The following is a 15,152-nucleotide window of genomic DNA, read 5'->3' as shown; positions in this document are numbered from 1 at the left end:
GGTGTCGTCTCGCGTGCCCCGTTCGACTACGACCTCGACACGCTCTTCGAGTTCGGCCTCCAACGACTCCTCGACGGATTCTCGGTTCTGCTGGCGAAGTCGAGTTAGCCTCACCCCATGTCTTTCCCCGGTCCCGCCGCGCGCTCCGACGTCCCGCCGTTCCACGTCATGGACGTCCTTTCGGCGGCACAGGCGCGGCAGCGCAGCCATGGCGATCTGGTCCCCCTGCTCGCGGGGCAGCCGTCCGCGCCGGCGCCGCGGCCGGTGCTCGAAGCCGCCCAGCGGGCGCTGAAGGACCACAACCTCGGCTACACCGAGCAACTCGGCATCCCCGAACTGCGCGAAGCCGTCGCCGCGCACTACAACCGCACGTACCCGGTCGAGGTGAGCCCGCAGGACGTCATCGTGACGACCGGTTCGTCCGGCGGCTTCCTGCTCTCGTTCCTCAGCGCCTTCGAGGCGGGCGACCGGGTCGCGATGGCACGCCCCGGCTACCCGGCCTATCGCAACCTGCTGAAGGTGCTCGGCTGCGAGGTCGTCGAGTTCGCCACCGGTCCCGAAACGAACTTCCAGCCGACCGTCGCGCTGCTCGACGAACTGGGGCCGATCAAGGGACTCATCGTGGCCAGCCCGAGCAATCCCACCGGCACCGTCCTGCCGCCGGGTGAACTCGCCGCGATCAGCGGCTGGTGCGCGTCACACGGTGTGCAGCTGATCAGCGACGAGATCTACCACGGCATCTCCTACGGCAGCGAGCTCGACTGCGCCTGGCAGTACGGCGACGAGGCGCTCGTCCTCGGCTCGTTCTCCAAGTACTTCGCGATGACCGGCTGGCGGCTCGGCTGGATGCTCGCGCCCCAGCGGCTGCACCGCGCGATCGACGTCCTGACCGGCAACTTCACCATCTGCCCGCCCGCGGTCTCCCAGCACGCCGCGACCGCCGCGTTCACCGAGGAGTCGTACGCGGAGGCCGACGGGCACGTCGAGCGCTACCGCGAGAACCGCGACGTGCTCTTCGACGGTCTCAAGGGCATAGGCATCGACAAGCTCGCGCCGGCCGAAGGCGCCTTCTACGCCTACGCCGACGTCTCGGCGTACACGAGCGACAGCCTCAGCTGGTGTCAGCGCCTCCTCGCCGAGACCGGCGTCGCGATCGCGCCCGGCATCGACTTCGACCCCGTCGACGGCGGCAGGTTCGTCCGGTTCTCCTTCGCGGGCTCGCGCGAAGACATCGATGAGGGGGTCCGCAGGCTCGGCGACTGGCTCACCTCGTCAGGGGGAACCCCGAATTCACCCTGAACGTTGGGCAGAATGAAGGCGCTCGCGGGTTCGGCCTGACAATCTGGACTCACCGGGCCCGCACGGGCACGGTGAGGCAATCGGAGGATGCCATGTTCTGGAAGATCGTCGGCGGGCTGATTCTGGCTTGGGTGGCCTTCATGGTGCTCGGGTCCGTGCTCGGTTTCCTCGTGAAGGCCGTCTTTTGGATCGCCGTCATCGGCGGCGCGGTCTTCCTCGGCACGGCCGCCTATGGCGCCATCAAGGGCAAGGGCACCCCGAAGCAGCTCCGCCGTTAAGGCTTGCGCGCCACCCCGCCGAGCGACGTGAAGTTCACGGGCGAAAGCGGGGTGAAGCGCGGGCCGTCCGGCCACCACAGATGCGGGTACGTCAGCCCGGGTTCCATGAGTTCGAGTCCCTCGAACAGGGACTCGATCTCCTCACGCGTGCGGTACAGCGTGTCCAGCCCCGTGCCGTTGAAGCGCTTTTCCAGCGACGTCGCGACGTCGGCCGCTTCGGAGCCGTCGGCGGGGTTGTGCTGGTGAAGCAGTACGACGAACGAGCCCGGCGCGAGCGCGTCGACGTAGGCGCGGACGACCTTCCGCGCCTCGTCGAGGTCCTGGATGTGGTGCACGATCGCGCACAGGATCAGCGCGGCGGGCCGGTCGAAGTCGAGCCGGTGGGTGTGGGTGAGCTCCTCGATGACCTCGGCCGGCTGGGCGAGGTCGGTGCCCAGCATGTGCGCGAAGTCGTTCGCCGCGAGGATCGCGCGGCCGTGCGCCTGGACCACCGGATCGTTGTCGACGTAGACGACCTGCGCCTCGGGGTTGTACCGCTGCGCGACCTGGTGGGTGTTGTCCACGGTCGGGAAGCCGGAGCCGAGGTCGAGGAACTGGTCGATGCCTTCCCGGTCGGTCAGATACCGCACGGTCCGGACCAGCCAGTGCCGGACCTCCTTGGCCATCACCTGTGATTCCGGCGCCAGTTCCAGGATCTGGCGCAGCACCACCCTGTCGGCCTCGTAGTTGTCCTGGCCGCCCATGAGCGCGTCGAAGACCCGCGCGATGCTCGGCCGGTCGAAATCGACCGGTACGAACGGGCGTCGATCCGCTGACATGGGCACCTACCGGATGAATCGGTTCGGACGAAGTCCAGCGTAGGTCATCCGCTTAACCGCGCGTAAGCGGACGAACGGTAAGGGTGAATTATTCCTCCGAAGAGCCGAAGGCGGATTGCGCTGTTGTCACGCCGACCCAGCGTTCCGCCTTGATCCCGACCGCCCGCGCTCCGTCCACATTGGACTGTCGGTCGTCGAAGAACAGGCAGTCGCCCGGTTCGGCGCCGAGTTCGGCGAGCAGGATCCGGTAGATCTTCTCGTCGGGCTTCATGCAGCCCAAGTCGCCCGAAAAGAGTTTCACGCGGAAGAGGTTCGACCATTCCTGCTCGCGCACCCAGCGACCGAAGGTCGACGACGCGTTGGAGAGCAGCGCGAGCGCCGCGCCCGCCTCGTGCAGTCCTTCGAGCAGTTCGAGCACGTCCGGTTCGAGGTGTGTCCAGCCGGTGACGTCGATGCGGGTCAGTTCGTCGGCGAAGGCCTTGTCGACCGGGACATCCAGCGCGCGGCCGACGCTCTGCCAGTACTCGAGGTCCGAGCCGCCGGAGTCGTACCGGTCCCGTTCGGCCCAGTAATGCGGCTCGAAATCGGCGAGTTCGGCGCCGAAGGCCTCGGCCAAGGTCGGCAGCGCGTCGGTGTGCTTGCTGATGACGTCGCCGTAGTCGAAGACGATCCAGTTCACGTGTCAGCCCCCGGTCTTGATGCGTTGAAGGGTTTCCTCGATGTCCGCCGCGGAGAGGTCCCGGTGCGCCACGAACCTGATCTTGCCCGAACTGGGCAGCGTCTGGATCCCGAGACCGGTCAGCCAGGCCAGCCTGCCTTCGAGGTCGGGCGCGGTGACCTGCACGATGTTGGTCTCGGGCCGGTTGACCTCCCAGCCGTGCTCGGCGAATCCCGCCGCGAGCCGGGTCGCGTTCTCGTGGGCCTCGGCCAGGTCGCCGATGCGGTCCAGCGCGATCAGGCCGGCCGCGGCCAGCACGCCGCCCTGGCGGACGCCGCCGCCGAGCATCTGGCGCATCCGCCGCGCCTTCTCGACGAACTCGCGGCTGCCCGCGACCACCGAGCCGACGGGCGCGCCGAGCCCCTTGGAGAAGCAGGCGGAAACGGTGTCGACGCCGACCGTGAGCGCCGCGGGCGGGAGCCCCAGCGCGACCGCCGCGTGCCAGAGTCGGGCGCCGTCGAGGTGCACGGTCAGCCCGGCCTCCTTCGCCACCGCGACCAGCTGGGCGTGCTCGTCCGGCGGGGTGATCGCGCCGCCCGCCGAGTTGTGCGTGTTCTCCAGGCACAGCAGCGGGGTGCGCAGCGCGTAGTACGGCCCGCGCGGGTTGCCGATCGCGGCGGAAAGCGTTTCCGGCGTCGGCCGTCCGGGACCGGCGTCGTGCTCCAGCGGCTCGGGCATCCCGCCCGCGAGCCAGGCGGCGGAGCCGAGTTCGTCGGTGAGCACGTGCGAGCCGCGCGGCGCGAGGAACTTGTCGCCGCGCTGGAGGTGCAGGCACAGCGCGATCAGGTTCGCCATGGTGCCGGTCGGCGTCCAGAGCGCCGCGGGCATGCCGAGGAGCTCCGCGGCGCGCTGTTCGAGGGCGCCGATGGTCGGGTCGCCGTCGAGGACGTTGTCGCCGACCTCGGCGTTCGCCATGGCCTGGCGCATGACGTCGTCCGGTCGGGTCACGGTGTCGGAGCGGAAATCGATCAACGGGAGAGGGCGCGAGGTCACGGTACGATCACATCACATCGACGGCCCCGCCATGAATCTCCTCCCCGGCTGGTCCGCCACGCCCGCTCATGCAACCGTGGACGCCCCCGGTTCCGTCCTACCCACCGACGAGGCAAGAGCGGAGACAAAACCCGCGTGAACCAGCGCGACGAACAAGAGTTCGCGGAGTACTTCGCCGCGAAGCGGGACTCCGTGCGCAGGACCGCGTACATGCTCTGCGGTGACTGGCATCGCGCGGACGACCTCGCGCAGACGGCGTTCGTCGCGCTGCACCGGAGGTGGAAGAAGATCAGAGAACGGGCGGCGACCGACGCCTACGTGCGGAAGACGCTGGTCAGGGCGGTCATCGACGAGTCGAGGCGGCCGTGGCGACGGGAGTGGCAGACCGAAGAGCTGCCCGAACCGCCGCAGGACGGCTTCGACCTGGGCGAACAGGTCGTCACCAGGGAAGACCTGCTGGCCGCGCTGCGCGAAGTACCCCCGAAGCAGCGGGCCGTGCTGGTGCTCCGGTTCTTCGAAGGACTGGACGTCGGCGCGGCGGCGAAGGTGCTCGGCTGCAGCGAAGGAAACGTGAAGAGCCAGACCGCGCGCGGGCTGGCGAACCTCAGGCAGGTCATGGAGAAGGAGGAGGTGGCACGGGATGGACGAGAATGACCTGAAGGCGTTGTTCCGTGACGCCCCCGGCGACGCGCCGTCGCCGTCCTTCGACACGGCCGACGTCGTCCGTGCTTCCAAACGCGCCACCGCTCGACGCCGAAACGGTATCGCGGTGGCCTGTAGTGCGCTGGTTTTGGTCTTCGCCGGAGTGGGCATGTTCGGCGTGCTCGGCGGAACCGGGCTCCAGATGGGGTCCGCCGCCAAATCCGACAACGAAGCCGCGGCACCGGAGCAACCCGGAGCCGCCTCGGTACGTCCTCAAGACGGGGAGTCCTCGAACTTCTCGAACCCGCCGCCTCAGCAGGGGGGCGACGGGCCAGAGAAGACCGGCCGGCTGTCGGCCGAAGGCACCTACGGGTGCGACCAGGTGGACCGGGAGCTCGCCACCGCCCTCGCTGGCGAGCTCCCGGTCCCCGTGGATGTCGCCAAGTCGACGCCCGGCGACATCTGTTCGACGGGAGCCAGGTCCGCGGGGTTCCAGGTCCCGGGCGGCGCCGTTTCCGTCGCCGTCTACCCGGCGGGCTCGTCCGTCCCGGTGATGCCCACGGAGGCGGCCGAGGCGCGGCGGACCACCGCCAAGGGATCCCTGGTGATCGTGGTCAGCCTCGGTGACGGCTCAGGCAAGACCGCTTTCTCCCAGACCGACGTCGATGGCTTCGTCGGCGTGCTCGCGACCCGCTACTGACAGCACCTGGCAAAATGGCCCGTCATGACCGCCGCCGCGACCACGCCGAAGGGTGAGCGACGCCGTGCCGAGCTCATCGAGGCCGCCGCGTCGCTGCTGGCCGAGGGCGGTTTCGACGCCGTGCGGCACCGTGCGGTCGCCGAACGAGCCGGACTGCCGCTGGCTTCGACGACGTACTACTTCGATTCGCTCGAAGAACTCGTCACCGCCGCCGTCGAGCACCACGCGAACCAGGAACTGGAGACCGGACGGCACCGCCTCGAAGAGCTGGCGACCCGCAACCGTGGTGTCGAGGCCACCGTCGACCTGGTGCTGGACATGCTCCTCGGGCCGCTCCGTCCGGATCGCGAGGCCGACGCCGAAGCGGTCCTCCTGCGCTACGAACGGCTCGTCGGCACTGGTCGCCGTCCGTACCTTCGCCCGTTGATGCGGACGCTGTCCGCGCAGCTGTACGAACTGCTCCACGAGATCTTCGCGCGCTCCGGCACCCCGGTGGACGCCGCCGAGCTCGAGCGGCTGGTCGCGTTGGTCGACGGAGCCGTGGTCAACGCGCTGATCGAGGTCGACCCGGAACCGCGGGCCGCCGCCGCGCGGATGCTGCAGGCCGCCCTGGCCTAGCTCCACCCTCTTCCACACGCGTTTCGTCCTCTGAATGCGGTAGTTCGTATCGCCAACTACCGCATTCAGAGGACGAAACGCGACGGGGATGGGCGAGTCCAGGCGCACTTAGAGGACGAAATGCGGCGGGTTAGTCTGGCCGCGTGACGGACAAGCCCCGCATCCCCAACGTGCTCGCCGGCCGCTACGCCTCGCCTGAGCTGGTCGAACTCTGGTCCCCGGAACGCAAGGTCGTGCTGGAGCGCGAGCTCTGGCTGGCCGTGCTCCGGGCACAGGCCGACCTCGGCGTCGAGGTGGGAGAAGGCGTCGTCGCCGACTACGAGCGCGTGCTGGAGCAGGTCGACCTCGAGTCGATCGCCGCGCGCGAGCGGGTCACCCGGCACGACGTGAAGGCCCGGATCGAGGAGTTCAACGCGCTCGCCGGGCACGAGCACGTCCACAAGGGCATGACGTCGCGTGACCTCACCGAGAACGTCGAGCAGCTTCAGGTGCTCCGCTCGCTTGAGCTGATGCGCAGCCGCGTCGGCGCCGTCCTCGCGCGGCTCGCCTCGATCGCGGTGGAGCACGCCGACACGGTGATGGCCGGCCGTTCGCACAACGTCGCCGCGCAGGCGACGACCCTGGGCAAGCGGTTCGCCACCGCCGCCGACGAACTGCTGGTCGCCTTCGACCGGCTCGAAAACCTGATCGGCCGGTACCCGCTGCGCGGCATCAAGGGCCCGGTCGGCACCGCGCAGGACATGCTCGACCTGCTCGGCGACGAGTCCACTTTGGACGAGCTGGAGTCGCGGGTCGCGGCCCACCTCGGATTCGAGAACGTGTTCACCAGCGTCGGCCAGGTGTACCCGCGCTCGCTCGACTTCGACGTGCTGTCCACCGTGGTCCAGCTCGCGGCCGCGCCGTCGAGCCTGGCGAAGACGATCCGCCTGATGGCCGGCCACGAACTGGTCACCGAGGGCTTCAAGCCGGGTCAGGTCGGCTCGTCGGCCATGCCGCACAAGATGAACACCCGTTCGTGCGAGCGGGTCAACGGGCTCGCCGTCGTCCTGCGTGGCTACCTGTCGATGGTCGGCGAACTCTCCGGCGACCAGTGGAACGAAGGCGACGTGTCCGACTCCGTCGTCCGCCGGGTCGCGCTGCCCGACGCGTTCTTCGCGCTCGACGGCCTGCTGGAGACCTTCCTCACGGTGCTGGCCGAGTTCGGCGCCTTCCCCGCGGTCATCGGACGTGAGCTCGATCGCTATCTGCCGTTCCTCGCGACCACCAAGGTGCTCATGGCCTCGGTCCGCGCGGGTGTCGGGCGTGAAACCGCTCACGAGGCCATCAAGGAGAACGCCGTCGGCGTCGCCCTCGCGATGCGGGAGCAGGGACTGGCGGAGAACGACCTCCTCGACCGCCTCGCCGCCGACGAGCGCATCCCGCTCGACCGCGGTGAGCTGGACAAACTCCTCGCCGACCGGATCTCGTTCACCGGTGTCGCGCCGCGTCAGGTGGCCGCGATCGCGTCGCGCGTCTCGGAGATCCTGGAGCGTTTCCCGGAGGCCGCCGGTTACTCGCCGGCACCGATTCTCTGACGTGTGAGCAGCCCCACCACGGGGCGTTCACAGAGTGAGACGAAGTTACTCGATCGGGCGAAATGCCTAATCTCGATCGCTGAACCCGGAGCGCCAGGCCGCCCATGAGGCGGCCTGGCGTGCTTGTATCGCGCCTTGGCGCCGAAACCCACGGAAGAAGCGATGAGATCCACGCTGTCGAAAATCGTCGCCGTCGTCACGGCCGGAGCGGCCACCCTCGCCCTCGCCGCCTGTGGCTCCGGTGACGCGAGCACGACCGGCCAGAAGCTGCGGGTCGGCACCCTGACCGACGCGCCGCCGTCCATCTACCTGGAGAACGGCACCTTCACCGGCTACGACAACGAACTGCTGCGCGACATCGCGAAGCGCGAGGGCTTCGAGGTCGAGTTCGTCGGCACCGAGTTCGCCGGGCTGCTGGCCGCCGTCGCCACCAACAAGTTCGACATCGGCAGCTCCACGATCTCCACCACCGAGGCCCGCAAGAAGACCGTCGCGTTCAGCAACGGCTACAGCACCGGGTTCACCTCGATCATCACCAAGAAGGACGCGGGCCTCAAGGACGTCGGCGCCTTCAACGGCAAGCGGCTCGGCGTCGTGCAGGCGTCGGTGCAGGACGACTTCGCGAGCGGCAAGGTGCCCGGCGCCAACGTCGTCCGGTTCCCCGACTACAACGCCGGTTTCGCGCAGCTGAAGGCAGGCAGCCTCGACGGCTGGGTCGTGCCGAAGGACATCGGGCAGAAGTACATCGATCAGAACCCGGATCTGGCGCTGGAGTTCGGCTACACGGTCGAGACCAAGGACACGCCGTCCGCGTTCGCCGTCCGCAAGGACAACAAGGACCTGCTGAAGAAGCTCAACGACGGCCTCGCGAAGGCCGTGGCGGACGGCACCGTCGCCCGCCTGCACGCTCAGTTCTTCAAGACCGAGCCGCTGCCCAAGGAACTCGAACAGGGCGGCCCCGGCCTGCCCGTGCAGAACGCGGGGGTCTGAAAACCATGAAGAAGACACTCATCGCCACGCTGGCCGCGGGTCTCGTCGCCGTGCTCGCCGCTTGCGGTGGCGGCGAATCCGCCACCGAGAAGACCCTGCGCGTCGGGACCCTGAGCGACGCGCCGCCGAACATCTACGTCGAGAACGGCAACTTCACCGGCTTCGACAACGAGCTGCTGCGGGCCATCGCCGCCAAGCAGAACCTGAAGCTGGAGTTCGTTTCGACGGACTTCTCGTCGCTGCTGGGCCAGGTCGCGAACAACCAGTTCGACATCGGCAGCTCGGCCATCGCGCAGACCGACGAGCGCAAGAAGAACGTCGACTTCTCCAGCCCGTACAACTTCGAAGTGATGAGCATCCAGACCAAGGACGGCTCGCCGATCACCGAGGAGAAGGCGCTGTCCGGCAAGCGGGTCGCGGTCATCCAGGCGACCGTCGGCGACAAGTGGCTCACCTCGACCGTGCCCGACGCGCAGGCCGTGCGCTTCCCGGGGTACGCCCCGGCGCTGGCCGCGCTGAAGAGCGGCGCCGTCGACGCCTACATCCTCGACCAGGCGATCGCCGAGTCCAACGTCAAGGAAAGCGCCGACGCCAAGCTCAAGGTCGTCAAGTCCTTCACCACCGACGTGCCCCACGGCTTCGCGGTGAAGAAGGGCAACACCGAACTCCAGACGAAGATCAACGAGGGCCTGAAGCAGGTCATCGCCGACGGCACCTGGGTCAAGCTGCACGACAAGTTCCTGCCGACGGCTCCGGTGCCCGACCAGTTCAAGGCGTGAGGACCACGATGAAGAAGTCACTCGCCGCCGTCGCCAGTGCCGCCCTTTTGGCGGTGCTGGCGGCGTGCGGCGGCGGTGAAGACGCCGGCGCGGGCACCTTGCGCGTCGGCACCCTCAGCGACTCGAAACCCAACGCCTATCAGGAAAACGGCGTGTTCACCGGGTTCGACAACGAGCTGCTGAAGGCCATCGCCGCGAACCAGAACCTGAAACTCGAGTTCGTCTCCACCGAGTTCGCGACGCTGCTGAGCCAGGTCGCCAACGGCCGGTTCGACATCGGCAGCTCGGGGATCTCGCAGACCGACGAACGCCGCAAGACCGTCGACTTCTCGGCGCCGTACAACTACCAGTCGCTCGGCATCGAAACCCGTGAAGGCGTCGCCATCACCGACGAGAACTCCTTGGCGGGCAAGCGGATCGGGGTCGTCCAGGGCACTGTCTCCGACAGCTGGCTGGCGGCCAACGCCCCCACCGCGCAGGCCGTGCGGTTCCCGCAGGACGCCGCGACCCTCTCCGCGCTGAAGTCCGGCGCGATCGACGGCGCGATCTTCGACCAGGCGACCGCCGAGGACTACGCGGCGAAGAACCCGGACGCGAAACTCAAGGTGGTCAAGGCGATCACCACGACGATCCCGCACGGTTTCGCGGTCAAGAAGGGCAACACCGAGCTGGCGGGCAAGATCAACGCCGGGCTCAAGGCGGTCATCGCCGACGGGACATGGGAAAAGGTGCACCAGCGGTTCGAGCCGAACGCGCCGGTGCCCGTGGAGTTCAAGGCCGGGCAGAAGTAAGTGAACGACTTCCTCAACACCTTCCTGAACTGGGAGTACATCTGGCAGGTCTTCCCGGACCTGCTCGGGACCGGCCTGCTGAACACGCTGATCCTGTCGGTGTTCTCGGCGCTGATCGGCACCGTGCTCGGCATGCTGCTGGCCACGATGGGCCTGTCCAGCAAGGCTTGGCTGCGCTGGCCCGCCAGGGTGTACACCGACATCTTCCGCGGCCTGCCCGCGATCCTGACCATCCTGGTGATCGGGCAGGGCGGCGGGATCCTCATCCCGTCGTTGTCGCGGAACCCGTATCCGCTGGGCATCCTCTCGCTGAGCCTCATCGCCGCCGCGTACATCGGCGAGATCTTCCGCGCCGGTATCCAGAGTGTCGAAAAAGGACAGATGGAGGCCAGCCGCGCGCTGGGCATGACCTACACCAAGGCGATGACGCTCGTCGTCATCCCGCAGGGCGTGCGGCGGGTGCTGCCCGCGCTGGTGAACCAATTCATCGCGCTGGTCAAGGACTCCAGCCTGGTGTACTTCCTCGGTTTTCTCGCCGAGCAGCGCGACCTGTTCCGCATCGGGCAGGATCTCGCGGCGAACACCGGGAACCTGTCGCCGCTGGTCGCGGCGGGTGTGGTGTACCTGGTGATCACCGTGCCGCTGACGCATCTGGTCAACTACATCGACAAGAAGCTGCGCACCGGCAAGAAGGTCCGGGCCGAGGACGACGGTGGCGATCTGGAACTGCTGAACGCCGGAAAGGTGCCGATGTCATGACCGCCGCTGTCCGTTCTTCCAGCGTCGAACTTCGCGACGTCCACGTCTCCTTCGGCACCCTCGAAGTGCTCAAGGGCGTGAACCTCAAGGTCGAGAAGGGCCGCACGACCTGCATCATCGGCCCGTCCGGCTCCGGCAAGTCGACGCTGCTGCGCTGCGTGAACCGCCTCCAGGAGCCCGACTCGGGCGACCTGCTGCTCGGCGGCGAGAGCGTCATCTCCGCCGACCCGGACGTGCTTCGCCAGCGGGTCGGGATGGTGTTCCAGCACTTCAACCTGTTCGGGCACCGCAGCGTGCTGGACAACATCACGCTGCCGCTGCGCAGCGTGCGGAAGCTCGGCAAGGAGGAGGCGGCGGAGATCGCGCACGCGCGCCTCGCCGAGGTCGGCCTCGCCGACAAGGCGCCGTACCGGCCGAGCGCGCTCTCGGGCGGGCAGCAGCAGCGGGTCGCGATCGCCCGGGCGCTCGCGATGGAGCCCGAGGTCATGCTGTTCGACGAGGCGACCAGCGCGCTGGACCCGGAGCTGGTCAAGGGTGTCCTCAACCTCATGGCGGGGCTGGCCGAGCGCGGGCTGACGCTGCTCGTGGTCACCCACGAGATGGGCTTCGCGCGCGGCGTCGCCGACGAGGTCGCGTTCATGGACGACGGGAAGATCGTCGAGCATGACGCTCCGGAGGCGATCTTCGACGCTCCGAAGAGCGAGCGGCTGCAACGCTTCCTGTCCCAGGTGCTCTGACGCCGGACTGCCGCGCTCAGTCGGGCGTGATGTCCGTGAAGGCCTCCTTCCCTACCTTCAGGGTAGGGAAGGAGGCCTTCGCTACGTCGCTGCTGGTCCTGTGGCGACCCCCCCCCGAGGTCGAAGCCTGTTGTGAAAGCCACTTTCGCAACGTTGATGGTTGCGAAAGTGGCTTTCGCAACACCAGCGCCGGATAGGTCATGAGCGGCCCCGCGTCTCACCGGTGGCCTGCCTCGCCCCGCCGCCGCGCTTTCCTCTCGAAGTACATGAAGGCCCCCTTCCTTGCGCCAGGCGCAAGGAAGGGGGCCTTCATGTACTTCGGGTGGTACCGCTCACGACGTCCGACACGCGTAATCTGCGGCCATGGCGAGAGTGGCGAAGCTGGTCTATTACCCGGTCAAGGGCTGCGCGGGGACGCCGGTCGAAACGGCCGACGTCACCCCGGCGGGCCTGCGGTTCGACCGGGCTTGGATGGTCGTGTCCCCTGAGGGCGAGTTCCGCAGTCAGCGGAAGCATCCGGTGATGGCCGCGATCGGGGCCGAGGTGACCGACGACGGCGCCCGCCTGCGGCTCACCGCGCCCGGCGTCGAAGACCTGCTGGTCGAGACAGTGCCGGACGGGCCGCGGCATCCCGCGGCGACGTTCACCTGGCAGGGCAAGGGCGTCCACCAGGGCGACGAGGCCGCCGAGTGGTTCTCCGACGTCTTGGGCCTGCCGTCGGTGTTCGTCGGGCTCGCGCCGGAGCACGAGCGCGTCACCAACGGCGAGATCCCCGGCACCGCGGCCTTCGCCGACGCGCACGCGATCCTGCTCACCTCCGAGTCCTCTTTGGACGGTCTGAACGAGCGCATCGCGTCGCGTGGCGCCGAGGCCGTGCCGATGGATCGTTTCCGGCCCAACATCGTCGTCGCGGGCTGGCCGGAACCGCATCGCGAGGACGACGTCCGCGCGCTCACCGTCGGCGGCCTGGACTTGGGGTACGCCAAGGTCTGCATTCGCTGCACGGTGCCGATGGTCGATCAGGAGACCGGCGAGAAGGCCGGTCCCGAGCCGATCCGGTCGCTCGCCGACTACCGGCGCGAACCCGAGGGCGGCGTCTCGTTCGGGATCAAGATGGCGGTCACCGGGCCGGGTCAGCTGGCCGTCGGCGACGAGGTGATCGTGCACTCCTGGGCGGGTCCCAGCCCGAGTACGTCGGCGGCCGAACCGCCGTTCACGGCGACCGCGAGCCGCCCCGCGGAATCGGTGTAGAGCACGTTCCAGCCCGGCGGCACGGTGCCGAAGGTGTCGCCGACCAGCGCTTTCACCAGGACGTGTTCGCTGCTGACCGAGACCGTGCCGGACAGCCCGGCCAGGTCGAGGTCGGCGGGGCTCGCGGCCAGCTGGACGTTGCCGAAGTGGTCGACGGTGAGCACTTCGGCGACCAGCTTTCCGGGGAACACCGCGACGAACGGATCCGGCAGGCGCACGAGGTCGTCGACACGCGGCCCGAATTCCGCGGGATCGACGCCACGCGCGAGATGCGCCGCGGCGGGGGCGAAGATGTCGCGTCCGTGGAACGTCGAAGACGTCACCGGAAGGCGGTACTCCGGGGCCTCGAGTTCGTACGCCGCTATCACCCCGGTGAGTGTTTCGGCGGCGGGAATGAGGATGCCGTTGTCCGGGCCGACGAGGATTCCGCGTTCGGTCACCACCACGACACCGCGCCGCGACGTGCCGACGCCGGGGTCGACGACGGCGAGATGGATGCCCTCCGGCAGATACGGCACGGTCTGGGCGAGCACCTCGGCGCCGGTCCTGACCTGCTGCGGAGGGATCTCGTGGGTCACGTCGAGCACCCGGACGGACGGCGCGATCCGCGCGATCACCCCGTGGCAAGCGGCCACGAAACCGTCGCTCAGCCCGTAATCGGTCGTGAACGAAACGCAGTGGATCGGCATGATCAGCCATCATCCTTGATCGCTAGGGTGCAGCCGTGACGACGCTCGAATACCCGAAGATCGCCGCCGGCAAGGTCCGCGAGCTCTACGCCGTCGATGACGAGCATCTGCTGCTCGTCACTTCGGACAGGATCTCCGCCTACGACGTCATCTTCAACACCCCCATCCCGGACAAGGGGCGGGTGCTCACCGCGATGAGCGTGTTCTGGTTCTCCCTCCTCTCCGATGTCCTCCCCAACCACCTGGTCTCCTACGACGACGAACGCATCCCCACCGAGGTCCGCGGCCGCGCGCTGCTGGTGCGGCGCCTGGCGATGTTGCCGCTCGAAGCCGTCGCCCGCGGCTATCTCACCGGCACCGGATTGGCCGACTATCGCGCCACCGGCACGGTTTGCGGCGTCGAACTCCCGCCCGGCCTGACCGAATCCTCCCGGCTCCCCGAACCGATCTTCACCCCCGCGACCAAGGCCGATCGCGGTTCGCACGACGAGAACATCGCGTTCGACGACGTGGTCGGGCAGCTCGGCCGCGAGCGGGCCGAGGAGGTCCGCGAGGCGACGCTGGCGGTGTACCGCCGCGGCGCGGAGTTCGCCGCCGAACGCGGCATCCTGCTCGCGGACACGAAACTCGAATTCGGCATCGACCCCGAGGGGAACCTGGTGCTCGCCGACGAGGTGCTGACCCCGGATTCCTCGCGTTACTGGCCGGCGGCCGGGCGCACCCCGGACAGCCCGCTCCCGTCGTTCGACAAGCAGCCGCTGCGCGACTGGCTGACCGGACCCGCGTCGGGCTGGCACCGGCTGGAGAGACCGGAGCCGCCACCACTGCCCGACGAGATCGTCGAAGCGACGAGGGCCAGGTACATCGACGCCTACGAGCGCATCACCGGCTGTTCGCTCGACGACTGGCCCGCCTGATTCGCCCGGCTGACCTGCGGCGTTCACTCCGTCGTCAGTCCGGCGCAAGGCCGGTCTGTCCCAATGGGGAACGTGGACGCACGTTTGCTGGTTTCCCTGTCCGGCGTGACCACCCGGACGTTGCACCGCTGTGCCGACCTCGCGGCCGAGCTCGACCGCCGCAAGGTCCCGTTGTCCGTCCTCTACGCCGCCCGGACCGGTGAGGGGCCGGTGACCGAGTGGGTCCGGACGCGCCGCGCTCACGGCGACTCCGTCCTCCTGCACGGTTACGACCACCGGATCACCCCCACCCACCGCGCGGTCCAGCTGGGCAAACGCGCGGAGTTCGCGGCCCTGCCCGCGCACGAGGCGCGGCTGCGGCTGATCGCGGCGAAGGCGGCGCTCGACGCCAACGGCATGGCCGTCGACGGGTTCGCGCCGCCGCGCTGGATCGCGTCGGAGGGCACCGTGCAGGCCCTGCGCGAGCACGGGTTCAGGCTGTGCGCGGACCTGGTCTCGGTGCGGGACCTGGTGTCCGGCGAGGTGCGGCGCGCCAGGGTGCAGGAGTTCGGCGGCCCGTCGCACCGGACGGAGACCGTCCGGTGTTTCGCGCTGGTGCT

The 15,152-nt window shown here is 68.7% G+C and carries 18 protein-coding genes; 14 read left to right on the top strand and 4 right to left on the bottom strand.

Annotated elements, in window-relative coordinates; genetic code table 11:
* The first annotated feature begins 117 nt into the window (after positions 1-117).
* Together CFP71_RS03830 and CFP71_RS03825 are read left to right on the top strand one after the other, a co-directional pair.
* A complete protein-coding gene (locus CFP71_RS03830; protein WP_093932436.1) occupies positions 118-1,299 on the top strand; it encodes a pyridoxal phosphate-dependent aminotransferase in 1,182 nt (393 codons plus the stop codon).
* Between the two features lie 92 nt (positions 1,300-1,391).
* Positions 1,392-1,577, top strand: coding sequence for a hypothetical protein (locus tag CFP71_RS03825; protein ID WP_007032516.1), 186 nt, complete (start codon positions 1,392-1,394; stop codon positions 1,575-1,577).
* Here the strand turns inward: CFP71_RS03825 and CFP71_RS03820 are convergent.
* The 3 genes from CFP71_RS03820 to CFP71_RS03810 form a co-directional block, all read right to left on the bottom strand.
* Complete coding sequence (locus CFP71_RS03820) at positions 1,574-2,395, bottom strand: SAM-dependent methyltransferase (RefSeq protein WP_093932435.1); 822 nt, start codon at positions 2,393-2,395, stop codon at positions 1,574-1,576. The genes CFP71_RS03825 and CFP71_RS03820 overlap by 4 nt on opposite strands.
* An 88-nt stretch (positions 2,396-2,483) precedes the next feature.
* The gene (locus CFP71_RS03815; protein ID WP_093932434.1) at positions 2,484-3,074 is read right to left on the bottom strand and encodes an HAD family hydrolase; all 591 of its coding nucleotides are present in this window, start codon (positions 3,072-3,074) and stop codon (positions 2,484-2,486) included.
* Positions 3,075-3,077: 3 nt separating this feature from the next.
* Positions 3,078-4,106, bottom strand: a complete 1,029-nt coding sequence (locus CFP71_RS03810) for a threonine aldolase family protein (RefSeq protein WP_093932433.1) — start codon at positions 4,104-4,106, stop codon at positions 3,078-3,080.
* A gap of 135 nt (positions 4,107-4,241) precedes the next feature.
* Between CFP71_RS03810 and CFP71_RS03805 the strand changes: the two genes are divergently transcribed.
* The 10 genes from CFP71_RS03805 to CFP71_RS03760 all read left to right on the top strand — a co-directional run bounded on the left by CFP71_RS03805 (position 4,242) and on the right by CFP71_RS03760 (position 12,947).
* Positions 4,242-4,760, top strand: coding sequence for a SigE family RNA polymerase sigma factor (locus tag CFP71_RS03805; protein WP_093932432.1), 519 nt, complete (start codon positions 4,242-4,244; stop codon positions 4,758-4,760).
* Positions 4,747-5,448: a hypothetical protein gene (locus CFP71_RS03800; RefSeq protein ID WP_093932431.1), complete on the top strand. Its 702-nt coding sequence runs from the start codon at positions 4,747-4,749 to the stop codon at positions 5,446-5,448. The genes CFP71_RS03805 and CFP71_RS03800 overlap by 14 nt, the downstream gene beginning before the upstream one ends.
* A gap of 24 nt (positions 5,449-5,472) precedes the next feature.
* The gene (locus tag CFP71_RS03795) at positions 5,473-6,066 is read left to right on the top strand and encodes a TetR/AcrR family transcriptional regulator (protein ID WP_093932430.1); all 594 of its coding nucleotides are present in this window, start codon (positions 5,473-5,475) and stop codon (positions 6,064-6,066) included.
* A gap of 143 nt (positions 6,067-6,209) precedes the next feature.
* Entirely contained in the window at positions 6,210-7,640 is a 1,431-nt protein-coding gene (gene purB, locus CFP71_RS03790) for an adenylosuccinate lyase (protein ID WP_093932429.1), read from the top strand.
* 162 nt (positions 7,641-7,802) lie between these two features.
* Positions 7,803-8,630: a substrate-binding periplasmic protein gene (locus CFP71_RS03785; protein WP_093932428.1), complete on the top strand. Its 828-nt coding sequence runs from the start codon at positions 7,803-7,805 to the stop codon at positions 8,628-8,630.
* Between the two features lie 5 nt (positions 8,631-8,635).
* A complete protein-coding gene (locus CFP71_RS03780) occupies positions 8,636-9,409 on the top strand; it encodes an ABC transporter substrate-binding protein (RefSeq protein WP_093932427.1) in 774 nt (257 codons plus the stop codon).
* Positions 9,410-9,417: 8 nt separating this feature from the next.
* Positions 9,418-10,200 carry an ABC transporter substrate-binding protein gene (locus CFP71_RS03775; protein ID WP_093932426.1) on the top strand — a complete coding sequence of 261 codons (783 nt, stop codon included), beginning with the start codon at positions 9,418-9,420 and terminating at the stop codon, positions 10,198-10,200.
* Positions 10,201-10,959, top strand: coding sequence for an amino acid ABC transporter permease (locus CFP71_RS03770; protein ID WP_093932425.1), 759 nt, complete (start codon positions 10,201-10,203; stop codon positions 10,957-10,959).
* A complete protein-coding gene (locus CFP71_RS03765) occupies positions 10,956-11,696 on the top strand; it encodes an amino acid ABC transporter ATP-binding protein (protein WP_093932424.1) in 741 nt (246 codons plus the stop codon). The genes CFP71_RS03770 and CFP71_RS03765 overlap by 4 nt, the downstream gene beginning before the upstream one ends.
* Positions 11,697-12,059: 363 nt before the next feature.
* The gene (locus CFP71_RS03760) at positions 12,060-12,947 is read left to right on the top strand and encodes an MOSC domain-containing protein (protein ID WP_208635877.1); all 888 of its coding nucleotides are present in this window, start codon (positions 12,060-12,062) and stop codon (positions 12,945-12,947) included.
* On the opposite strand, the gene CFP71_RS03755 is transcribed toward CFP71_RS03760, so the two are convergent.
* Complete coding sequence (locus tag CFP71_RS03755) at positions 12,830-13,636, bottom strand: SAM hydrolase/SAM-dependent halogenase family protein (RefSeq protein WP_093932423.1); 807 nt, start codon at positions 13,634-13,636, stop codon at positions 12,830-12,832. The genes CFP71_RS03760 and CFP71_RS03755 overlap by 118 nt on opposite strands.
* A 35-nt stretch (positions 13,637-13,671) precedes the next feature.
* Between CFP71_RS03755 and CFP71_RS03750 the strand changes: the two genes are divergently transcribed.
* Both CFP71_RS03750 and CFP71_RS03745 read left to right on the top strand, forming a co-directional pair.
* Positions 13,672-14,553, top strand: a complete 882-nt coding sequence (locus CFP71_RS03750) for a phosphoribosylaminoimidazolesuccinocarboxamide synthase (RefSeq protein ID WP_093932422.1) — start codon at positions 13,672-13,674, stop codon at positions 14,551-14,553.
* Positions 14,554-14,616: 63 nt separating this feature from the next.
* On the top strand, positions 14,617-15,152 hold a 536-nt coding region (locus CFP71_RS03745; protein WP_208635876.1), incomplete at its 3' end, for a DUF2334 domain-containing protein.

The organism is Amycolatopsis thailandensis (genome assembly GCF_002234405.1).
In the GTDB taxonomy this organism is placed as follows: Bacteria; Actinomycetota; Actinomycetes; order Mycobacteriales; family Pseudonocardiaceae; genus Amycolatopsis; species Amycolatopsis thailandensis.
Note: the sequence above shows the minus strand (reverse complement) of the source record. Positions and strands in the feature narration are given on the sequence as shown.